A 20,808-nucleotide genomic window follows, 5' to 3' on the forward strand; every position below is an offset into this window, starting at 1 on the left:
CTGTAGGGGCTGGGATTGTCGGGCGGCGCCGCTCGGTGCCCGCCCGTCAGAGTCGGCGGACGCCCTCGATCACGGCCTGGATCAGTGAGGCGTCCGGCGCGTCGGCGAGCGGGACCGGGGCCCGGGTGAGGATCAGTTCGGCCTCGGCCAGGTCGTCCAGCAGCACCCTGACCACGCTCACCGGAAGGTCCAGGGCGGCGGCGATCTCGGCCACGGCCAGCGGGCGTTCGCGGCACAGGTCGAGGATCGTGGCCGGTTCGGGTGCCAGCCGGCCGGTGTCGGCCTGTGGATCGGCGGTGACCACCAGGGTGATCAGCGCGAAGCCGTCCCGGACCGGCCCGGTGCGCCCGTTGGTGATCGCGTACGGACGGACCAGGTGGCCGGCGTCCTTGTCGTAGAACGAACCCTCGTCGGCGGCGGACGTCACGCACCACCGCCCTCGCCGACCGGGCCGACGTCGCCGCGCGGCGCCGCGGTGAGGAACTGGCCGACTTGCTTGACCAGCATGTTGATCTCGTAGGCCATCAGTCCGGCGTCCACCTGCTCGCTGGTGAGGACGGCCAGCCGGGCGCCCTGCCCGGCGGTGGTGACGAACAGGAAGAGCCGGTCCATCTCCACGACGGTCTGCCGGACCCGCCCGCCGTCGAAGCGGTGCCCGGCGCCGCGGGCCAGGCTCTGGAGGCCGGAGGCGACCGCGGAGAGGTGCTCGGCGTCGGCCCGGTCGAGGTCCCGGGACGTGCCGACGAGCAGGCCGTCCTCGGAGAGGACGATGGCGTGCCGGGTCTCGGGCACCCGGGCGACCAGCTGGTCCAGCAGCCAGTTGAGGTCGCGCTGGGCTTCGGTGGGCTGCGTCATGGCTGCTGTTCCTCGGCTTCGTGGATGGCGGGGGCCGCCGGGGCCTGCCGCGCTCTGGCCGGTGTGGCCGGGTCGGTGGGCGGGGTGGGCGCGTCCGGTCCGGTGCCGCCGGCGCGGGCGCTGCGGGTGCCGCGCTGGATGGCGGCCATGGTGGCGCGGGACCGCGCCGGCGAGGGGTCGTCGGACCCGGCGGTGTCGTGCCGGTAGCCGGTCGGAGCGGGGCGCGCGCCGTGGGCCGCCGTCGCCGGGGCGCCGAACGGGCGGGCCTCGCGGAGCTGCTCCGCCAGGCTGGCGTTGCGTACCCGCTGCGGCAGGACCGGCGGGGTCCGCAGTTCGCCGTCCGGGCCCCGCTCCGGGGGGTTCTCCCGCGGGTGCTCGCGGGCGGGCAGGGAGCGGCCCTCCGGGCCTCCGCCGGTGCCGGCGGCCGGGCCCGTGACCGGACCGGCCGGCGCTCCGCCGGTGCCGCCTCCGTGCCCGCTGTCGCCACCGCCGCCGGGCCCGGCCGCCAGGTCGTACACGCGCGGCGGCACGGGCCGGGGCACGACCACGGCACCGGGCAGTCCCGGGATCCGCGCACCGACGGGCAGCCCGCCGTTGACGGGCGCCGTGCCCGCCCCCCCGGTCCCCGCGCTCTCGTTTCCCGGGCCTTCGGCACCGGCACCGGCACCCTCCGCACCGGCTCCGCCCACGCCACGCGCCCCGAGAGGACCGTCGGGCGCCGGGGGAGCGACCGGCTCGGCCGGCCCGACCGGATCCGCGGGCCCGACCGGAGCCGTCGGCCCTCCCGGGGCCCCGAAGGACCCCGGAACCCCCGGCGCCCCGCCCAGCAGCCCCCCGAACACCCCGGCCGTCGCGCCCGACGGCTCCGGGCGCTCCTCACCGACCTGCGCGAGGCCGTCCGCGCCGAGCCAGGTACCGAACCCGAACCCGGAACCGCCCGCCGCCCCGGCCCCCGAGCCGATCCCGGCCCCGGAACCGGCCCCCGAATCGACGCCGGTCCCGGCCCTCGAATCGACGCCGGTCCCGGCCCCCGAGCCCGTCCCGGCCCCGCCCTCGGACCCCGCCTCGACCACCGGTGTCCGGGTGATCCGAGCGCCCGACGGCAGCCCGGGCACCGCGGCCGGCTGCCCGGCCTGCTCCAGCAGGGCCGAGGGCAGCAGCACCACGGCCCGGGTGCCGCCGTACGGCGAGGGACGCAGGGCGACCCGGACGTCGTGCCGGGCCGCCAGCCGGGCGACGACGAACAGACCGAGTCGCAGGTCGTCGCCGAGCGCGGAGACGTCCAACTCGGGCGGATTGGCCAGGTACTCGTTGAGCCGCTCGTACTCCTCCTCGGTCATGCCGAGCCCGCGGTCCTCGACCTCGACCGCCAGCCCCCTGGGCACCTCCTGCGCGGAGACCTGCACCTGGGTGTACGGCGGGGAGAAGGTGGTGCCGTTCTCGATCAGCTCGGCGACCAGGTGGATGACGTCCGCGACGGCCTGGCCGGTGAGCGAGACGCGCGGCACGCCCTGGACGACGACCCTGGAGTAGCTCTCGGTCTCCGAGACCGCGCTGCGCAGCACGTTGACCACGGGCACGGCGTTGCGCCAGCGCCGGGCCGGCAGGGCGCCGCCGAGGATGACCAGGTTCTCGGCGTTGCGCCGCATCCGGGTGGCCAGGTGGTCGACGGCGAACAGCTCGCGCAGCAGCTCCGGGTCCTCGTGCTCGCGCTCCAGCGCGTCCAGCATGCTGATCTGCCGGTGGATCAGGATCTGGGTACGCCGCGCGATGTTGAGGAAGACCTTCTTCGTCCCCTCGCGGCCCTGGGCCTGGTGGACGATGGCGGCGACCGCGGCCTGGCGGACGGCGGCGAGGCCGTCCGAGGTCTGCTGGACCACGTCGCCGCTGCGGCGGCTCGGCGCCCAGGCGGGCGGGACGGGCACCTGCTCCCCGGCACGCAGCCGCTCGACCACGTCGGGGATCTCGCGCTGGGCGAGCGCCAGGGTGTCGGCCCGCAGCGCCGTCAGCCGCGCGGACAGCGTCCGGCTGACCCGGAGCCCGAAGCCCAGGCTGATCAGCACCACCAGGGCGACGACCGTGCTGCCGGTGAGCAGCGCGGTGCGCTGTCCGGAGCCGCGCAGCAGGTGGACGGCGTAGCCCCAGGCGGCGGCGAGTCCCAGGCTGGGGACCAGTACGAGGGCGAGGAGCGGGCCGCGGAGGGAGCCGGGCCGACCGGCGCGGTGGCCCGTGCGGCGGGCCGATTTGCCTGGCATCTGATTCCTTGCTGCAGGGCCGAGGCGCGGGACCGGGACGCCGGTTCGGACCGGTGGGTCCGAGCGGCGGGTCGACCCCGCACGGCGTGGCCGGGCTTCAGGGCGTCGAGGCCGGGGCTGCCGGAGCCGGTGACGAGGTGCCACCGGCCGGGGCGGGGCGCAGCACGGCCGCCGACGGCATGGAACGCTATCAGCCCGGGGTGGACCCCACGCAATATCAACTGACGATATTGGCAAGGCTGATGGTTGGGAAGTGGGCGCCGGGACGGATGGTTCGACGGCGCGGCCTCGCGGCTCAGGGCCGTACGCTCCGCCGGACCGGCGGACTCCCGGAGGTCAGGGGCGCTCGCCCCGGGAATCCGCCGACCCGGGCCGGTGGCCGTCGTGGTGCGCCGCCGCGTCCGTCCCTCCCTCACCCCGCCAGTGGCATCGGCAGCACCCGCCCGCACTGTCCGGACCGGTCGTCCGGCGAGGTCTCCCGGGTCAGTTCGGACCAGGCCCAGCTGGTCAGGTCGGACAGCTCCGCCGACCACTGGGTGCCGTACGTGCCCGAGGCGACCTGCCCGAGCCGCAGCCGCTGGACGTCCGAGGTGCCGGCCGGCGGGTAGACGTGGGTGGCGTCCCGCAGGTAGCGCTCGATGTGGAACTCGGTCTGCAGGCCGCGGGCGGCGTGGATCTCCATGGCGTTGCGCGCGGAGTCCAGGGCGTACTCGGTGTTGATGAGCTTGGCGTTCATCAGCTCGGCGTCGCAGGCGCGCCCGTGGTCGAGCAGGTAGGAGGCGTGGTAGGCGGCGAGCCTGGCTGTCATCAAACGGGACTGCATCTCACCCAACTTCAGCCCTATGTTCGGGAGTTGGTTGAGCGGTCGACCGTAGAGCACCCGCTCCTCGGCGAACCGGGCGGTGTCCTCGACGATCGCGGTGTGGATGCCCAGGGCGACGGCGGCGAGGTTGAGCCGGCCGTAGAGGGTGGAGGAGGAGTAGGCGACGTCCAGCCCCTGCCCGTCCTGGCCGAGCCGGTGGCCGACCGGGACGCGGCAGTCCTCCAGGACGATCTCGCCGAAGCTGAAGCCGTGCAGCCCGCCCTGCGACCCGGGGGAGCCGACCCGGAACCCGGGGCGGTCGCTCTCGACCAGGAACGCCGACAGCCCCCGGCTGCCTTCCCCGGTGCGCAGGACGACGCCGTGCACGTCGCCGACGTGGGAGTTGCCGACGAACCACTTGCGGCCGTTGAGCACGTACTCGTCGCCGTCGCGGACCGCGGTGCCGGTCATCCCGAGCACGTGCCCGCCGGACTCCGGCTCGGTGACGGCGATGGTGGGCAGGCACTCGCCGGAGGCGAACTTCGGCAGCCAGGTGCGCCGTTGTTCCTGGGAGCCGTAGTGGAGCACCTTGGCCACGCCGAGCTGGGAGGCCTGGGCGATCGCGCCCGCCGCCCCGCTGACCCGGGCCAGTTCCTCGACGATCACGGTCTTCGCGACGTGGCCCAGGCCGAGGCCGCCGAACTCCCGCGGAATCGTGACGCCGATCCAGCCGCGGCGGGCGATCCGCCGGGCGAGCTCGACCTCGGTCTTCCGCTCGGCCTCCATTCTGGCCACCTGCGGGCGCACCTCCTTCTCGGCGAACTCCCGGACCTCGGCCCGTAGTTCCTCGTGACGGTCGTCGGTGAAGTAGTCCATCGCCATTGCTGGGTTCCTCTCGAAAGCGTGTGGTGTCGTGCCTCCGTCCGTGCCGTCGAAGCCGCTCCGGCTGCCCCCAGGGGGGTCCGGTGGAGTGCGGGAGTGCCGGCCGATCGCCCCGGTGCGATCGGCGCACGCGTCACCGGACGGTGTCCCGGCAAGCGGCACCGTCCGTGTCTTCGGCAGGGCTCATTGTTGTATGGGCGCGCCGGGACGACCCAGATTCGATCTTGGATTGGCGGGATTCGGCCCGTCTTCATCGGGAGGGGTTTTGCTCTCCCTACGAAGGGGGATTGATCTCGGTTTTCCGTGACGGACCGTCGACCATCGGTCCACGTGCAGTTTTGACTGGCCATCGGCAAGGCTGAGGAGCGCTGAACCCCCGGTCCCCGAAACGCTGATCTCTGGTTACATGTGCGCCATGACTGATGTGATGAGCACTCAAGGCCAGTTCCAGGGTGCCTCGGGGGAGTCCGCGCGAACCCGCAGGTTGCGCGGCCTTGGGCTCAACGACCCGTCCGCGGACGAGGCGTTCGACCGCTTCGCCCATCTGGCAGCCAGTATCACGCGCGCTCCCATTGCGATGGTCAACTTCATCAATGACGAACGTCAGATGTTCCGGGGGCTCTACATTCCGCCAAATGCGGCCGACACGGCCGAGAACGGACCGTCCTGGGCGGACCGCGGCATCGCCTTCGACCTCCCCAGCCGCGAGATGCCGTTGAGTCACGGCTTCTGCCCGCACGTCGTCGCCCAGCGCTCCCCCCTCGCGCTCGACGACATCCTCGCCTACCCCCGGTTCGCCGGAAACCCGGTGGTGGACGAACTCGGCGTCCGCGCCTACCTCGGCGCCCCGCTCGTCGACGACACCAACACCGTCATCGGCACCGTCTGCGTCCTCGACCGCGAACCGCGGCAGTGGGGGCGCGAGCGGCTGCGCGACATCCAGCACCTCGCCGAGGCGCTGCTCTCCGAGATCCGGCTGCGCGACAACCTGCTCGCCCAGCGCCAGGAGATGTTCGCCGCCTTCGACGGCTCGCCGTTCCCCATCATGCTCACCGAGGGCCCGGGCCAGGAGATCCGGTACGCCAACGCCCTGCACGCCGACACCTTCGGCGCGCCGGTCGCGTACGGGGCGGTCGGCGCCGCCTACCCGCAACTCGGCGCGGCGGGCCTCCAGCGGGCCGTCGTGGAGGCCTACCACACGGGCCGCACCACCGTCCTCGACAACGTCCGGGTTCCGTCCGGCCATCCCGACGCGCAGCGGGGCCAGCAGGTCTTCAGCTTCACCTGCACCCCGCTGCGGTCCGCGCTCTCCGGCCGGATCAACGGCGTCCTCACCGTCGGGATGGACGTCACCGCGCAGTCCCGCACCGAGGAGGAGATCAGCACGCTGGCCGCGCTGCTCGTCGACCGGCTCCAGCAGAGCGGAGCCACCGCCCCCGGCCGCCCGGCCGTCTTCGGCGACACCGGGCTGGTCCTTCCCGACTGAACTCCGGCCGGTCCCGACCGACCCGACGCCGGCCGGCGCGGACCGTCCGCCACCGTGGCGGGGCGCCTCTCACCCCCGAGGAGAGGCTCCTCGCCACGGTGCTGTCCGGGGCGGCGAGTTCACGCGGGGGTGCCGTCCGCCATCTCAGTCCGCGACCCCCGTCCGCGATCTCCGTCCGCGGTTCCCGCCCGGAGTGCCGAACGGTGGGCTCGTACCCGGAGCGGTGCTGCCGTCCGCCGACCCCTCCGGGGTGCCGGCTGCGGGCCGAGCGGGTGAACCGTCCGTCCCCCGCCGACCCGACCCGCCCCGCACCCGAGGCGCCGGATGGTAGGCATGGGCCGCATGGACTGGTTCGCCGCCCCCGACTACTGGCTGAGCCGGGTGCTCGTCCAACGCCTGCTCGCCGTCCTCTTCCTGATCGGATTCCTGGCCGCCGCCGCGCAGTTCCGCGCCCTGATCGGCACCGACGGCATGCTGCCCGTCCCCCGGTTCACCGCCCGGGTCCCGTTCCGGTACTCGCCCGGCCTGTTCCACCTCCACTACAGCGACCGCTTCTTCGCCGCCGTCGCCTGGACCGGCGCCGCCCTCGCCGCGGCGGTCGCGGCCGGGCTCGGCGACCTCGTCCCGCTCTGGGCGTCGGTGGTGCTCTGGCTGGTGCTCTGGGCCCTCTACCTCTCCATCGTCAACGTCGGGCAGACCTGGTACTCCTTCGGCTGGGAGTCCCTGCTGCTGGAGGCGGGCTTCCTCGCCGCCTTCCTGGGCAACGCCGACACGGCCCCGCCCACCCTGGTGCTGTGGCTGATGCGCTGGCTGGTGTTCCGGGTCGAGTTCGGCGCCGGGCTGATCAAGCTTCGCGGTGACAGCTGCTGGCGCGACCTGACCTGCCTGCGGTACCACCACGAGACCCAGCCGATGCCCGGCCCGCTCAGCTGGTTCTTCCACCACCTGCCCGATCCGTTGCACCGGGTCGAGGCCGCCGCCAATCATTTCGTCCAACTCGTCGTACCGGTAGGCCTGCTGATGCCGCAGCCGGTCGCGAGCTACGCGGCCTGCGCCGTCCTCGCCACCCAGCTCTGGCTGATCGCCTCCGGCAACTTCGCCTGGCTCAACTGGCTGACCATCGCCATCGCCCTCGCCGCCGTGGAACCGGCCCGCCTCGGCCTGACCGTCCACGCCCGCTCCCACCCCGGCTCCCCGGTCTGGTTCGAGGCGCTGGTGATCGCGCTGACCGCCGCCGTCGTGGTGCTCAGCTACTGGCCGGTGCGCAACATGGTCTCCCGCGGCCAGACCATGAACCGCTCCTTCAACCGGCTCCACCTCGTCAACACCTACGGCGCCTTCGGCAGCATCAACCGCCTCCGCCAGGAGGTGGTGGTCGAGGGCACCGACGACACCGTGCTCACCCCGCACACCGTCTGGCGCGAGTACGGATTCAAGGGCAAACCCGGCGACGTGCGGCGCCTTCCACGCCAGTTCGCGCCCTACCACCTGCGGCTCGACTGGCTGATGTGGTTCGCCGGCATCTCGCCCGGCTACGCCCGCCCCTGGTTCCTGCCCTTCGTCGCCCGGCTGCTCTCCGGTGACCGGGCCACCCTGCGGCTGCTGCGCCACAACCCCTTCCCGGACGACCCGCCGACCCACGTCCGGGCGACCCTCTACCTCTACCGGTTCACCGATTGGCGCGAACTGCGGGAAACCGGCGCGTGGTGGCACCGCACGGCGCTGAGCGAGTTCCTCGCGCCGGTCGACCTGCGAACCCTCGGCCGGGCCGGGTACCGGCCGCCGCTCGGCCGACGGGGCCCGGCACCGGGGCGCGGCACCCGGGAGGTGCCGCCGGAACGGTTCCGCCGGCCCGCCAGGCCGCCGGCCGGTCGGCCGGACCGCCGACCGGGGCACCGGCCGGAACACCGGCCGGACCGTCGCCCCGGCCGCGACTCCGGCCCGTCCGACGGACCCGGGCACGAAGAGCCGCGGTGAGCCGCGCGCCGCCGTCCGCCGGTCTGCCTGTCTGCCCGTCCGCCCGTTCGCCCGGGTTGGCCAGGAACGACGGGGGGCCGACGCGGGGCCGACGTCGGACGGCCGACTCGGACCACCCGCTCGGATCGCCCGAGTGGCGGCCAGGCGGGCGGTATGGCACACGACACCCGCCCGTCGCGGCGGTGGGTGCGTGCAAGGCTCGAACGGGCACCCGTATTCTGGGCGTCCACAACCGGCAGCCCGACCGCGCGCCCCCTCGCCCCGCCCCAGGGGCTACCCCGCGCGACCGGTCCGCCGCCCCCTCGCCGCCAGCCCCGCCGTCGTCGCCCAGAACCGGACCTCACATGACAGTGCTTCACTCGCGCAACGCCGACGCAGCCGACCCGGCGGACGTCGCCGACGCCGCAGACGTCAAGGACCCCCAGGACGCCGCCGCGGAGCCCGACCTCCGCGAGGACCTCGGCCGCTACGCCGAACTCGGGGCCTTCACGCTCGACGCCGAGACCCACGCCTGGTACGCGGCTGTCGACACCGTCGAGACCCCCGAGGACGCCCGCGCCGCCTCCACGGCCCTCGCCGAACTGCGCGGCAGCGACCTCGCGCAGACCTGGGAGGCCGTCGTCGCCCTCGCCGCCGAGGCCAAGCTCGACGAGCCCGACACCGTCGCCAAGACCGCGCTGCTGGTCGAGATGCTCCAGCGGGTGCACCGCACCTCCGCCACCCTGTTCCCCGCCGCGTACGACGCCGACCTCGGGGCCCTCGCCGCCGCCACCGCCGACAGCACCTGGCGCCGCGAGAACGGCGTCAAGCTGTCCTGGCTGCGCGCCCGCTCGCTGCGCAAGCAGGCCGTGGCGCTCGCGACCGACCGCCGCATCCGCCGAGAGGACCTGCACGAGGCCCTCACCTCCGCCGAGATCGAGCGCCGCGCCTGGACCGCGCTCGCCCCGAGCGGAACCCTCCCGAGGGTGCCCGCCGACGGCGCCCTGGTCGAGCGCACCGCCCAGGCCTTCGAGGCGATCAACACCGGCCTGCGCGGCCTCGCCCGCCTGCTGCCAGACCACGACCTGGACGGGCTGTCCTTCGTCGAGCTGATCGACCTGGTCGAGCGGCTCGCCGCCGACGAGGGCACCCTCTACCGCCTGCCCACCATTCGTGGTCTGCGTGCCGGACTGGAGGCGGCCGGCCTCGCCGACCTGCTGGCCGAACTGGCCGCCGCCAAGGCCGACCGCCGCGCCGCCGAGGCCGCGTACACGGCCCGCCAGGCGCTGGTGGCCGGGCAGCGGGACGGGCTGGCGAAGGAGCCCGTCGCCGAGGAGGCGGCCGAGTCCTCGTCTGTGGTCGAGGTCGAGAAGGAGAAGGACCGCGAGGTCGAGGCTGACGTCACGGCGGGGACGGAGGCTGACGCCGAGGCCGAGGACTCCGGTGTGGAGGAGGCCGAGGCGGAGGAGACGGCCGATCTGGCCGGCGCCGAGGCGGCTGCCCTCCAGGCACTGGCCGGCGGTCAGCGGGACGGGCTCGTGGAGGAGGCCCCGGTCTCGGTGACGGCTCCCGCGGTGGAGGCCGACGAGGCTGTTGCGGCTGCCGAGGTGCAGGCCGAGGCCGAGTCCGGCTCTGACGCCGAGTCCGACTCTGACGCCGGGGCCGACGCGGCTTCGGATGCGGCTGTCGCTGTCGCTGCTGCCGAGCCCGAGTCGGAGCAGCCCGAGGAGGAGACCCCGGCGGCCGTGGTCTCCCTCCCGGCGCCCTCCCCGGCGGCCGACGACCTGGTGGCCGCCGCCACCGCCGCCCTGGCCGAGGCCGTTCCCGCAGATGACAAGGCTGCTGCTGAGGCCGTTGGGATCGAGGCGGTCGCTGCTGAGGTCGCGGTCGAGGAGCCGGTCGACGAGGTTGCCGAGGTCGCTGAGGTTCCTGAGGTCGAGCCGGCTGTCGAGAATGAGCCCGAGGCCGTCGCGGTGGAGCCTGCCGCCGAGGCCGAGGCCGAGGCAGTCGAAGCCGAGGTTGCCGAGAGCGCTGCCGGGGTCGAGCCTGAGGCTCCTGCCGCCGAGGCTGAGACCGTCGCCGACGTGGTTGAAGCCGAGGTGGAGGGACCTGCCGCGGTCGAGGAGACGGCCGCGGAGGTTGTCGAGCCTGCCGCCGAGGCCCAGGTGACTGAGGCGGAGACCGTCGAGCGCGAGGCCGAGCCTGAGCCGGTCCTCGTTTCCGAGCCCGAGGCAGTTGCCGAGGAGCCCGCCGCCGAGCCTGAGTTGGCTGTCGAGGCTGAGCCCGTCGCCGGGCCCGAGCCGGTTGTCGTTCCCGAGCCTGAGCCCGTGGCTGAAGAGCCCTCCGCCGAGGCGGAGTTGGCAGTCGAAGCTGAGCCGGTTGTCGTTTCCGAGCCCGAGGCCGTTGCCGAGGAACCCGCTGTCGAGCCTGAGTTGGCTGTCGAGGCTGAGCCCGTCGCCGAGTCCGTGCCGGTCGTGGTTCCCGAGCCTGAGCCCGCCGCTGAAGCGCCCGCCGCCGAGCCCGAGCCGGTGACCGAGGCCCGTCCCGCGAAGCCGGACTTCACGCCCGGTCGCCCCGTGACCGCCTACTCCGCCGACGAGCTGCTCGCCGTCGTGCGGTGGGTGGACGGCGACGGCGCCGAGCGGACGGACGAGGAACTGCTGCGGGCGGCCATGAAGGAGCTGGGCTTCGCCCGCCTCGGCCCGCGGATCAAGGAGGCGCTGGGCGCCGCCGTCGCCGCCGCGCGCGGCTGACGCCGTACCACGGCGAGGCTCCGGCCCGGGACGCGTGCTCGCGTCCCGGGCCCTGCCGTGTTCCGGCTGCGCTGGCGTGGCGTGGTCGGTCACCCTCGTCTCCCGCCGCGACGTGAACCGCCCGGATCGAGCGCTGCCTGGCCGGCCTGAGGGCCGCGAGTTGTGCGAGCAGCAGGACCAGCCGGTACGCCTCGGCGAAGCCGCGGCGGTGAAGGCGGCCGTTCGTCCGCCTCCGACGCGTGCGACGCCCGGCACGAGGGTGGTCAGGTCGACCGTGAACGGCGCGAAGAGGTCGACCTCGACCTCCAGCAGTCCGGCGAGGGCCGGCGGGGAGACGTCCGCGTGCCGCGTGACGGCCTCGGCGGCCGCACGGCGCAGTCGCTCCCGTGCTCCCTCGGGGTGAAGGGTGACGGCGACGCGGTGGCCGAGGGCTTGCTTGACGGCGGCGGTGGCCGTGGAGGGCACCAGACCACGCAGTTCGGTACGGCGCTGTCGTCTCCGCTGAGCAGGACGACCGGCGTGCCCAGGTGCCCGGCCATGGCGGTGTTGAGCCCGATCTCTCCCATGGAGCGCCCGGCCAAGCGCACGTCGAGGACGCCGTCGTTCATGGTGTGCGCCAGCACGGCCGGCCGTGGCCGGCACGGGCGTGGTAGCCGATGAGCAGGACCGCGTCCGTCCGGTCGTCGAGCCCACCGGGCATGCCCAGCGGACGCGGTCTGCCGCGCACCAGGCGGGCCCGCCGGTCGAGTTCCTCCGGCAGCAGGTTGCGGAACGGCCCGTGGGCGTCGGCGACCCACACCTCGGCGGCGGGTTCGGCGTCCAGCACGCCGGCGATCACGCTGGTCGTCTCGGCCGTCGCCAACGAATCTTCATGCCCCGGGGAGTCTAGGCGTCGTGGCCCGCGCCACCCCTGCCGTCTGTTCCTCCTGCGCTGCCGTCTGTTCCGCCCGCGCCACCCCTGCCGCCCGGCCGGAACGGGTGGTCCAGTGCCTGCCGCAGTACGTCCGGCGCGGCCACCAGGGACGGCCCGTACCAGGTCAGGTGCCGTCCGCTGACCAGCGCCACCGGCGTACCGGGGAACGACTCCGGGCCGTCCTCGGCCGAGAAGCGGTACGGCTCGTCCGGCAGGACCACCAACTCCGCTCCGCAGGCGAGCAGTTCGGGCAGCGGGACGGCGGGGTAGCGCTCTGGGTGGTCGGCGTGGACGAGCCGCAGGCCCAGCCGGCGCAGCAGGTCCCCGGCGAAGGTGTCGCGGCCGAGGACCATCCACGGGCGGCGCCAGATCGGTACGACGGTCCGAGGGCCGCCGGGCCCCTGGGGGTCGGTGCCGCTCCCGAGCCGGGACCAGGCCGCCTGCGCCTCGCCCAGCCAGGCCGGGCGGGGCAGCCCGCAGGCGATGGTCAGCATCCGGCCCAGGGAGCGGAAGGCGTCGTCCAGGGTGCGGATGTCGGTGACCCAGACGGGGACACCGGCCGCTCTGAGCGCGTCCAGGTCCGGGATGCGGTTCTCCTCGTCGTTGGCGAGGACGAGGTCCGGTGCCAGGGTGAGGATGCGCCGGACGTCCGGGTTCTTGGTGCCGCCGATCCGGGTGACGGACAGGTCGGCGGGATGGGTGCACCAGTCGGTGGCTCCGACCAGCAGGCCTGGCGCCGTGACGGCGACCGCCTCGGTCAGCGAGGGCACCAGGGAGACCACCCGGCGGGGCGGGCGCGGCCCGAGCCGGACGGGGAGGTCGAGGTCGTCGCGCGGGGCGGTGGGGTCGGCCATCCGGCCACCCTATGTCCGGAAGCGCCCGCGAGGACCCGTCGAGGCCCGTCGCGCCCCGTCGGGACCGCAACGCTCTGCCACGCGCCCCGTCGGGCCCGCAGCGCCCCGCCGAGGCACTCAAGACCCGACGCGATTGCCCGGGAACCCGGCGCCCGGGCCGGCCGACTACCTGCTCCGGGTCCGCAGCACGGGCCCAGCACGATCACCGACCAGGAGAGAGTTGTCATGCGCCCTCGAATCGTCTGCGGAATCGCGGCCGCCGTCGCCCTGTTCGCCACGGCCTGCGGAAGCGGGGCCGGCGGCGGGCAGAGCCCCTCCGTCACCCTCCAGGCCGCGCCGGACGGCGGATACCCCGTCAAGGTCGCCGACTGCGCGGGCAAGGAGACCACCGTCGCCAAGGCCCCGACGAAGATCGTCACCAGCAACGCGTCCAGCCTGGAGCTGCTGCTCCAACTCGGCGCCGGCGACCGGGTGATCGGCACCGGCTTCCCGCCCGGCAAGGGCACGCTGCCCGCCGCCGTGGCCGAGCAGGGCGCCAAGGTGCCGGTGCTCGGGGACAAGGGCATCCCCAAGGAGAAGCTGCTCGGCTCCGGCGCCGACCTCTACGTGGACACCTTCGGCGCGATGCCGATGATGGGCGGCGGTGCCGCCGGCCCGAGCGAGGAGGAGTTCGCCGCGGCCGGCATCCAGCACGTCTTCCTGCTCTCCACGGCCTGTGCCGGGACGCCGAAGGCCGCCAAGGCGCCGCGCACCGACCTCACCGCGGTCGCGGACGACGTCCGCCGGATGGGTGCCGTCACCGGGACCGCCGCGCGGGCGGAGGAGTTGGTCGCCGGGATGGACAAGCAGCTCGGCGAGGTCCGCACCGCGCTCGCCGCCGTGCCGGAGGGGCAGCGGCCGAGCTACTTCGTCTTCGACTTCGACGCCGGCACCAAGCAGCCGGTCGCAGTCTGCGGGCGGCAGGTCGCCAACGCCGTGATCGCCCAGGCCGGGGCCCGCAACGTGTTCGCCGACTGCGACGCCGACTTCAAGCCCGGCTCCTGGGAGGACGTGGTCGCCAAGGACCCGGACTGGATCCAGCTCGCCGTGCGCAACCGGGGCAGCGAGGAGGCCACCCGCAAGGCCTTCGACGAGGCCGAGGCCTTCCTGAAGGGCTTCCCCGCGACCCAGGGCCTGAAGGCCGTCCAGGAGGGGCACTTCGTCCGGCTCGGCTCCGAGGTGACCACCATCGCGGGGGTGCGCAACGCCGACGCCGTCCGGCAGATCGCCGCCACCGTCCATCCGGACCTCGTGAAGGGTGCCGACCCCGTCAAGGGTGCCGATCCGGCCAAGGGTGCCGACCCCGCAGAGAACGGGCGGTAGCCCGGTGACCCCGGCCGTCGTTCGGGAGCCACGCGACCAGCCCCGCCCGGTCCGCACCCTGCGGGCGGGGCCGCTGGCCGCGGCGCTCGCCGCCGCCCTGGTGCTCGCGCTGACCGCCGCCGTCTCGCTCGGTTCGGTGGACGTCCCGCCCGGCGAGGTCTGGTCGGTGGTCGTCCGCCGGCTCACCGGACAGCCCTCCGAACCCGGCACCCGCGACCTCATCGTCTGGCAACTGCGCGTCCCGCGCGCCCTGTTGGCGGCCCTGGTGGGCGCGGGGCTCGGCCTGGTCGGCACCGCCGTACAGGCTCTGGTCCGCAACCCGCTCGCCGACCCCTACCTGCTGGGCATCTCCTCGGGAGCCTCGCTCGGCGCGGTCGCCGCCATCGTCCTCGGCACCACCCTCGGGCTCCAGCTCTCCTTCGGCAGCGCGCTCGGCCTCACCGTCTCCCTGGCGGCGTTCGCCGGCGCGCTCGCCGCGTTCTCGCTGGTCTGGCTGATGGCCCGGCGCGGCGGCGGCTTCTCCCCGCTGCGCCTGGTCCTCGCGGGCATCGGCATCGCCCAGTTCCTCGGCGGCATCACCAGCTACCTGGTCCTCCAGACCCGAGACGAGCAGCAGACCAGGGGCGTGCTGTTCTGGCTGATGGGCAGCCTCGGTGGCGCCGTCTGGGCGCAACTCGCCGTCCCAGCGGTCGTCGTGGCACTCGGACTGGCCCTGCTCCAGGCCCGCGCCCGGGGGCTCAACGCGATGCTGATGGGGGACGAGACGGCCGCCGGGCTCGGAGTGGACGTCGCCCGGCTGCGCCGCGAGGTCTTCGTCGTCACCAGCGTGCTCACCGGGGTGCTGGTCGCCGTCTCCGGCGCGATCGGCTTCGTCGGGCTGATGGTCCCGCACGTGTGCCGGCTGTTGGTCGGAGGCGACCACCGGCGGCTGCTGCCGCTGTCCGCCCTGACCGGGGCCCTGCTGCTGGTCGTCGTCGACACCGTGGCCCGCACCGCCCTGGACGGCCAGGAACTGCCGATCGGCGTGGTCACCGCCGTCGTCGGCGCCCCGACCCTGCTCTACCTGCTGGACCGACGTCTGGAGCGCAATTGAGGATCGCCGTCGAGGACTTGAGCGTCGCCCTGGCCGGCCGGACGGTGCTGGCCGGGGCCAGTCTGATCGCCGAGGAGGGGGAGATCGCCGGACTGGTCGGGCCCAACGGGAGCGGCAAGTCCAGTCTGCTGCGCACCGTCTACCGGCACCTTCGGCCGAGCGCCGGCCGGGTGCTGCTGGCCGGGCGGGACCTGGCGGAGCTGCGGCCCGCCCAGTCCGCCCGGCACATCGGGGCACTGCCCCAGGAGCGCGGCGGTGACTTCGAGTTGAGCGTCCTGGAGGTGGTCGCGATGGGCCGTACGCCCTACAAGCGGGCCTTCGCCGCCGACGACGCCGGGGACCACCGGATCACCACCGAGGCGCTGGCCCGGGTCGGCATGGCCGGGGCCGCCGACCGGCGGTTCGCCCAACTCTCCGGCGGTGAACGCCAACGGGTGCTGCTGGCCCGGGCGCTCGCCCAGCAGCCGGATGTCCTGGTGCTGGACGAGCCGACCAACCACCTGGACGTCCGGCACCAGGTGGAACTGCTCGCCCTGCTCCGGGAACAGCGCCGCACCACCCTGGTCGCCCTGCACGACCTCAACGCCGCCGCTTCGGTCTGTGACCGGCTGCACGTCCTGCACGGGGGCGCCCTGGTGGCCTCCGGGTCACCGCGCGAGGTGCTGACCGCCGAGCTGCTGGCCGAGGTCTTCGGGGTGCGGGCGGCGGTGGTCGAACACCCGCTCACCGGAGACCCGTTGATCGCCTTCGACCACCGCGCCACGGCGGCCGGGGGTTCCGCCGCCGCCGGCGCGGTGGACCGTGCGGGCCCCCACCCCTAGCGGCCCCGGCGGGCCTCGTCGAGGTCTCCGGCCCTGTCTTCGGTGAAGTTCTCGGCGGGGCTCTCGCGGTGGCTCTGGGGGTCGCTCTCGCGGTGGCTCTCGTAGTGGCTCGGCCGGCCGTCCCGAAGTACCAGCCGGCCGAGCCGAGCGGCCTCGTCGCTGCGCAGCAACTCCCGCTCATCATCGGCGTGCTTGAGTACCGAGGAGTGCCAGGGCGTGGTCCAGACGTCGGCCGCCGCCAACAGCCGGATGCCGAACTTGGCGGCGCCGGCCGGCTGCGGGTGGATGGAGAGCCGGACGGCACGCGGGTGGTGCTCGGCTATCAACTCGCCCCAGGCGCGGCTGCGCTGGATCACGCCGTAGGCGCGGCGGCGGCACTCCCGCTGGAGGGCGGAGCGGGTGCCGGTGAACCCGACGGTGTCCTCGGTGAGGAAGCGGGTGATGCCCCGGTAGAGCCGCAGGGTCTCCTCCTCGGCCAGCACCTGTTCGCGCAACTCCTCGACGCTGGGGGCGTACCGGGCGTGCACCCGGGCGCGCTTCTCGTCGTACGGGAGGTCGCCGAGGACGGCCCGCAGGTCGAAGGTGTCGAGGTGGGTCAGCCCCTCGCGGGCGATCATGGCGGTCAGGGCGTCGGAGTAGGCGTCGATGTGGTCGTCCGGGACGTTGATCAGGTCGCCGAAGACGTGCCCGTCGGAGCAGATCAGCATGCGGGCGCCGGGCGCGTGGAGCCGGCCGATCTCGGCGCAGAGCCCGTCGAGGAAGGACAGCGACAGCCGCTCACCCTCGTCGGGCAGGTGGCCGAGCACCTTCGCCGGGTTCGGTGACTTGCACGGGAAGCCCGGCAGGGTGAGGACGATCGGCTCGTCGGCGGCGATGAAATCCGCCAACTGCGCCAGCTGGAGGGGGAAGTGCTCGGGGCGGGCGTCGAACTCAGGGTCGGCGGCGCGGCGGTGCGGGAGCAGCAGACCGAGGACGCGGGCGGCGAGCCGATCGGGCGAGGGGCGGTCCTCCAGGGTGGCGGTGACGGGGGTGGCGGGGGCGGTGCCGACGGGCGGCATGGTGGTCCTCCACGGAAGGTGGCGCGCCAGGCAAGGTGGTGCGGTACGGGCGGCGGGCAGGGGAAGCCCGGTGGTCGGGTCGGGTCGGGTCGGGTCGGTTCGGGTCGGTTCGGGGCAGGGCCGGGTCAGTGGCGCTGGTCGTAGACGACCGGCAGCCGGTTCACCCCGCGCGCCAGGACGGCGGGAATCCAGGCGAGTTCGTCCAGACCGTCCCCGGGGGTCTCGGCGGGGCGCAGACCGGACAGCCGGGTGAGCAGGGTGGCGAGGGCGACCTGGAGTTCGGCCCGGGCCAGCGCGGCTCCGGGGCAGTAGTGGATGCCGTGGCCGAAGGCCAGATGGGCGTTGGGGGAGCGGTCGAGGTCGAGGCGGTCGGCCCCGGGGAACTGCTCGTCGTCGCGGTTGGCGGCGCAGAGCGAGACGATCACCGAGTCGCCGGCCGGGACGGCGGTGCCGAAGAGCTCGCCGTCCTCGGCGAGGAACCGCCAGGTGGTGAGCTCGAATGCCGCGTCGTGGCGCAGCAGTTCCTCCACCGCCCGGGCGAGCCGGCCGGGATCGTCGATGCCCTCGCGCAGTCGGACGAGCTGCTCGGGGTGGCGCAGCAGGGTGATCAGCATGGTGGTGATCTGGTTGGTGACCGGCTCCTGCCCGGCGACCAGCAGCTGGAACACCATCGAGTCCAGCTCCGCCCGGCTCAACTCGCCCTCGTCATGGGCGCTGACGAGTCGGCCCAGCAGGTCCTCCCGCGCCTGCCAGCCGGGTTCCCGGCAGTCCGCGCGCTTCCGGGCGACCACCTCCGCGATGTACGTCTGGAGGCCGCGCAGCCGAGCCTCGTAGGCGGGGCGGCCGGGATCCCGTGGGCCGACCGGCTGGACGACCTTGCCCCAGTCCCGGTCGAAGCGCTCCGCCAACCCGGGCGGCAGGCCGATGACTTCGGCGAGGACGCGGAAGGGGTAGAGAGCGGCGAAGCCGGCCACCAGGTCCGCAGCGCCGGACTCCGGCAGCCGGTCCACCAGCGCGTCGGCCAGCGCCCGGAAGCGGGGCCGCAGCGACTCCACCCGGCGCGGGGCGAAGGCGTCCAGGACGAGGCGGCGCATCGTGGTGTGCTTGGGCGGGTCCTGGTGGAGCAGGTGGACCTGGAGCTGTGAGTGCTGCGGCTCCGGCATGATCGAGGCGCGTCGGCGCCAATTGTCGTTGCCCAGGGCGTGGTTCTTGCCCAGGCGGGGGTCGTTGAGGGCCGCGTGGGCGGCCCGGTAGCCGGTGACCAGCCAGGCGTGGATGCCGCTCGGGAACTCCACCCGGTGCACCGGCCCGGCCTCGCGCATCCGCCGGTAGAGGGGGTACGGATCGCGCTTGAACGCCGGGCCGTACAGCGGCACGGGGGAGGGGAGGGGGCCGTCGCCGCCGTACGGGCAGCGCGGGCGGTCGGGGGTGGTGTCGCTCATCTGGGGTGATCCTTGGGAGGGAGGGGGTTTCGGCAGGTGGCGTGGTCAGGCGCGGGCGCGGGGTCGGTGCAGGGCGAGCAGGACGACCGCCGTCGACGCGACCAGGGCGGCCAGGGCGATGCCGGCGCGTGTCCCGGCGGTGGTGCGGTCGCCGGCCAGGGCGGCGGCGGTGGCGAGGGCCGGGCCGAGCGCGAAGCCGAGGCTGCGGGCGAGTTGGACGGCGGAACCGGCGGTGGCGAGCCTTCCGGGCGGGGAGGCGGACATCACCAGGGCCTGGGTGGGCCCGCCGTTGAGGCCCATTCCGGCCCCGGCGAGGGCGAGGCGCGCGGCGATCTCGGGGGCGGACCAGCCGCTGTCCAGGGGGACGAGCAGGGCCAGCCCGAGGGTGGTGACGGCGGCACCGGTCAGTGCCGTCGTGCGGGCGCCCCGGCGGTCGGCCAGCCGCCCGCCGATCCGGCTGGCCAGCACCATGCCGAGCGGGAACGCCAGCATGGTGAGCGCGGTCGTGGTGGCGCTCTCTCCCCGGGGGCCGCGAAGGTGCTGGGCGAGCAGGTAGTGGCAGGCAGCGAAACCGGAGGCGAGTGCCAGGACGGAGGCGCTGGCCCCGGTGGTTCGGCCGGCCCGCAGCACCTCCGCGACGGGCCGCCCGCCCGGGCGGCGCAGCCAGAGCAAGGCCAGCGGCGCGGCGGGCAGCGTGAGCAGCAGCCACTGCGGCGCCCGGGGTGCCAGGGTGAGCCCGAGCAGGACGGCGGCCACGGCGGCGCCGATCAGCGCGGCGTCGCCGAGCGAGGCCCGGTCGGGCGGCCGCAGCCCGCCGTGACGAGGGGCGTGCCGCCGGACGATCAGGAAGGCGGCCAGGCAGACCGGGAGCTTGACCAGGAAGATCGCCCGCCAGCCGACGTGGTCCAGCAGCAGCCCGCCGACCACCGGTCCGGTGACGGCGCCGAGCGGACCGAGCGTCGCGGGCACGCTCATCGCCCGGCCGCGCAGTTCGGGCCGGACGGAGGTCGCGGCGAGCACCGGCATCAGGACGAAGAGCACGGCCCCGAAGGCGCCCTGCGTCAGCCGGGCCGCGATCAGCCAGCCGGCCCAGGGGGCACAGGCGGCCAGGGCACTGCACGCGGCGAAGCAGCCGACGGCGAGCAGCAGGGCCGACCGCGTGCCGACCTGGTCCAGCCAGCGCCCGGCGGGCAACAGCAGGGCGACGAGCGGGAGTTGGTAGCCGAGGACGGCCCACTGGGCCACTCCGGGGGACACCCGCAGGCCGGTCGAGATGTCGGTCAGCGCGAGGTTGACCACGTTCATGTCGAGCATCGCGACGAACGACAGCAGGCCGGCGGCTATGACCAGGCTCCAGCGGTCGGCCGAAGCTTGTTGACATTCCGTCAGGGCGGTGGTGGCCGGGTGTGGTCGCGCCGCCATCGAGTCCCTCCGTTTTCCGTGCTGCCGTACCGGACGCCACCTCGGCGGCGGGGTCCGGTACAGCAGTCGGGGGCGCGGGGGTTCCGGTTCCGAACATCTGGCGGAATTTTTCCGGGGCCCGAGGGGAGCGGGGCTGACGGATGACAGGTTTCAGCGAACAGGCAACAGCTGACAGATTTCGAAATCTGTCAGCTGTCATCTGTCATCTGTTGTCTGTCATTCGTCACCGGCCGCTGCCGGAGGCGCCCGCCGCTCAGCAGGCGGCCGCGAGCTCCCCGGCCTCGGCGGCGCGCAGACGGGCCACCAGTTCCTCCCGCGCCCGGGCGACCCGGGAGCGGACGGTCCCGACGGGGCAGCCGACGACCGCGGCGGCCTCCGCGTAGCTCAGTCCGACCACCTGCGTCAGGACGAAGGCCTCCCGCCGCTGGGCGGGCACCCGTTCGAGCAGGTCGCCGAGCGCGATCCCGTCCTCGAACCCGGCCGTCGGTGTGCCGCCCTGCCGCTCGGCGGCCTCCTGCCAGTCCGGCAGCACCGCGCAGCGCGGGCGGGCGGCCGCCATCCGGTACCGGTCGATCACCGTGCGCCGGGCGATCGACAGCAGCCAGGTGCGGGCCGAGGATCGCCCCGCGAACGAGGGCAGACCGCGCAGCGCGCGCAGGAAGGTCTCCTGGGCGAGGTCGTCGGCGGACTGCACGTCGGTCAGGTGGGCGACGAAGCGCCAGACGTCCCGCTGGGTCGCGCGGATGAAGGCCTCGACGTCCGCCGCCCGCCCGGAGCGGGCGGTCAGCGCGAGCGCGGTGAGCTGCTCGTCATCCACGGCGGCCTCCGACCCGGGCGGTCCCGGCGCCATGGCC

15 protein-coding genes and 1 pseudogene are annotated in these 20,808 nt (G+C 74.5%); 6 read left to right on the forward strand and 10 right to left on the reverse strand.

Annotation, left to right across the window (positions count from 1 at the left end):
* Positions 1-46 precede the first annotated feature (46 nt).
* From ACZ55U_RS09930 to ACZ55U_RS09945, 4 genes are all read right to left on the reverse strand, one after another.
* Entirely contained in the window at positions 47-427 is a 381-nt protein-coding gene (locus ACZ55U_RS09930; RefSeq protein ID WP_465524365.1) for a DUF742 domain-containing protein, read from the reverse strand.
* Positions 424-855, reverse strand: coding sequence for a roadblock/LC7 domain-containing protein (locus ACZ55U_RS09935; RefSeq protein WP_465524367.1), 432 nt, complete (start codon positions 853-855; stop codon positions 424-426). The genes ACZ55U_RS09930 and ACZ55U_RS09935 overlap by 4 nt, the downstream gene beginning before the upstream one ends.
* Positions 852-3,110 (reverse strand): sensor histidine kinase, encoded by a 2,259-nt coding sequence (locus ACZ55U_RS09940; RefSeq protein WP_465524369.1) that lies wholly within the window; start codon positions 3,108-3,110, stop codon positions 852-854. The genes ACZ55U_RS09935 and ACZ55U_RS09940 overlap by 4 nt, the downstream gene beginning before the upstream one ends.
* A 412-nt stretch (positions 3,111-3,522) precedes the next feature.
* Complete coding sequence (locus tag ACZ55U_RS09945) at positions 3,523-4,794, reverse strand: acyl-CoA dehydrogenase family protein (protein ID WP_465524371.1); 1,272 nt, start codon at positions 4,792-4,794, stop codon at positions 3,523-3,525.
* Between the two features lie 415 nt (positions 4,795-5,209).
* On the opposite strand from ACZ55U_RS09945, the gene ACZ55U_RS09950 reads away from it, so the two are divergent.
* The 3 genes from ACZ55U_RS09950 (at position 5,210) to ACZ55U_RS09960 (ending at position 10,989) form a co-directional block, all read left to right on the forward strand.
* The gene (locus ACZ55U_RS09950) at positions 5,210-6,280 is read left to right on the forward strand and encodes a GAF domain-containing protein (protein ID WP_465524373.1); all 1,071 of its coding nucleotides are present in this window, start codon (positions 5,210-5,212) and stop codon (positions 6,278-6,280) included.
* Between the two features lie 342 nt (positions 6,281-6,622).
* Entirely contained in the window at positions 6,623-8,257 is a 1,635-nt protein-coding gene (locus ACZ55U_RS09955) for a lipase maturation factor family protein (RefSeq protein ID WP_465524606.1), read from the forward strand.
* 344 nt (positions 8,258-8,601) lie between these two features.
* Entirely contained in the window at positions 8,602-10,989 is a 2,388-nt protein-coding gene (locus tag ACZ55U_RS09960; protein WP_465524375.1) for a hypothetical protein, read from the forward strand.
* 139 nt (positions 10,990-11,128) lie between these two features.
* Here the strand turns inward: ACZ55U_RS09960 and ACZ55U_RS09965 are convergent.
* Positions 11,129-11,854 (reverse strand): annotated as a pseudogene (locus tag ACZ55U_RS09965) (M55 family metallopeptidase); the annotation flags it as partial.
* Positions 11,855-11,874: 20 nt separating this feature from the next.
* A complete protein-coding gene (locus ACZ55U_RS09970; RefSeq protein WP_465524377.1) occupies positions 11,875-12,756 on the reverse strand; it encodes a helical backbone metal receptor in 882 nt (293 codons plus the stop codon).
* Positions 12,757-12,981: 225 nt separating this feature from the next.
* On the opposite strand from ACZ55U_RS09970, the gene ACZ55U_RS09975 reads away from it, so the two are divergent.
* Genes ACZ55U_RS09975 through ACZ55U_RS09985 form a run of 3 tightly spaced genes read left to right on the forward strand, consistent with a single transcriptional unit; the run spans position 12,982 to position 16,032 of the window.
* Positions 12,982-14,118: an ABC transporter substrate-binding protein gene (locus ACZ55U_RS09975; protein ID WP_465524379.1), complete on the forward strand. Its 1,137-nt coding sequence runs from the start codon at positions 12,982-12,984 to the stop codon at positions 14,116-14,118.
* Between the two features lie 4 nt (positions 14,119-14,122).
* Positions 14,123-15,211: a FecCD family ABC transporter permease gene (locus ACZ55U_RS09980; RefSeq protein ID WP_465524380.1), complete on the forward strand. Its 1,089-nt coding sequence runs from the start codon at positions 14,123-14,125 to the stop codon at positions 15,209-15,211.
* Positions 15,208-16,032 (forward strand): ABC transporter ATP-binding protein, encoded by an 825-nt coding sequence (locus tag ACZ55U_RS09985; RefSeq protein ID WP_465524382.1) that lies wholly within the window; start codon positions 15,208-15,210, stop codon positions 16,030-16,032. The genes ACZ55U_RS09980 and ACZ55U_RS09985 overlap by 4 nt, the downstream gene beginning before the upstream one ends.
* Here ACZ55U_RS09985 and ACZ55U_RS09990 read toward each other — a convergent pair.
* From ACZ55U_RS09990 to ACZ55U_RS10005, 4 genes are all read right to left on the reverse strand, one after another.
* A complete protein-coding gene (locus ACZ55U_RS09990) occupies positions 16,029-17,090 on the reverse strand; it encodes an L-tyrosine/L-tryptophan isonitrile synthase family protein (protein ID WP_465524384.1) in 1,062 nt (353 codons plus the stop codon). The genes ACZ55U_RS09985 and ACZ55U_RS09990 overlap by 4 nt on opposite strands.
* Before the next feature lie 125 nt (positions 17,091-17,215).
* The gene (locus tag ACZ55U_RS09995; protein WP_465524386.1) at positions 17,216-18,532 is read right to left on the reverse strand and encodes a cytochrome P450 family protein; all 1,317 of its coding nucleotides are present in this window, start codon (positions 18,530-18,532) and stop codon (positions 17,216-17,218) included.
* A gap of 45 nt (positions 18,533-18,577) precedes the next feature.
* Positions 18,578-19,954 carry an MFS transporter gene (locus ACZ55U_RS10000; protein ID WP_465524388.1) on the reverse strand — a complete coding sequence of 459 codons (1,377 nt, stop codon included), beginning with the start codon at positions 19,952-19,954 and terminating at the stop codon, positions 18,578-18,580.
* A 253-nt stretch (positions 19,955-20,207) separates the two neighbouring features.
* Positions 20,208-20,804 carry a sigma-70 family RNA polymerase sigma factor gene (locus tag ACZ55U_RS10005; RefSeq protein ID WP_465524390.1) on the reverse strand — a complete coding sequence of 199 codons (597 nt, stop codon included), beginning with the start codon at positions 20,802-20,804 and terminating at the stop codon, positions 20,208-20,210.
* Positions 20,805-20,808 lie beyond the last annotated feature (4 nt).

The sequence above is a fragment of the Kitasatospora sp. NPDC034533 genome, from assembly GCF_055575155.1.

Bases quoted from the DNA above. Each gene is read 5' to 3' on its own strand.
- ACZ55U_RS09995 (WP_465524386.1), bottom strand. From the start codon at position 18,532: ATGAGCGACACCACCCCCGACCGCCCGCGCTGCCCGTACGGCGGCGAC.
- ACZ55U_RS09990 (WP_465524384.1), bottom strand. From the start codon at position 17,090: ATGCCGCCCGTCGGCACCGCCCCCGCCACCCCCGTCACCGCCACCCTG.
- ACZ55U_RS09945 (WP_465524371.1), bottom strand. From the start codon at position 4,794: ATGGCGATGGACTACTTCACCGACGACCGTCACGAGGAACTACGGGCC.
- ACZ55U_RS10005 (WP_465524390.1), bottom strand. From the start codon at position 20,804: ATGGCGCCGGGACCGCCCGGGTCGGAGGCCGCCGTGGATGACGAGCAG.
- ACZ55U_RS10000 (WP_465524388.1), bottom strand. From the start codon at position 19,954: ATGGCGGCGCGACCACACCCGGCCACCACCGCCCTGACGGAATGTCAA.
- ACZ55U_RS09950 (WP_465524373.1), top strand. From the start codon at position 5,210: ATGACTGATGTGATGAGCACTCAAGGCCAGTTCCAGGGTGCCTCGGGG.
- ACZ55U_RS09935 (WP_465524367.1), bottom strand. From the start codon at position 855: ATGACGCAGCCCACCGAAGCCCAGCGCGACCTCAACTGGCTGCTGGAC.
- ACZ55U_RS09940 (WP_465524369.1), bottom strand. From the start codon at position 3,110: ATGCCAGGCAAATCGGCCCGCCGCACGGGCCACCGCGCCGGTCGGCCC.
- ACZ55U_RS09955 (WP_465524606.1), top strand. From the start codon at position 6,623: ATGGACTGGTTCGCCGCCCCCGACTACTGGCTGAGCCGGGTGCTCGTC.
- ACZ55U_RS09975 (WP_465524379.1), top strand. From the start codon at position 12,982: ATGCGCCCTCGAATCGTCTGCGGAATCGCGGCCGCCGTCGCCCTGTTC.
- ACZ55U_RS09970 (WP_465524377.1), bottom strand. From the start codon at position 12,756: ATGGCCGACCCCACCGCCCCGCGCGACGACCTCGACCTCCCCGTCCGG.
- ACZ55U_RS09960 (WP_465524375.1), top strand. From the start codon at position 8,602: ATGACAGTGCTTCACTCGCGCAACGCCGACGCAGCCGACCCGGCGGAC.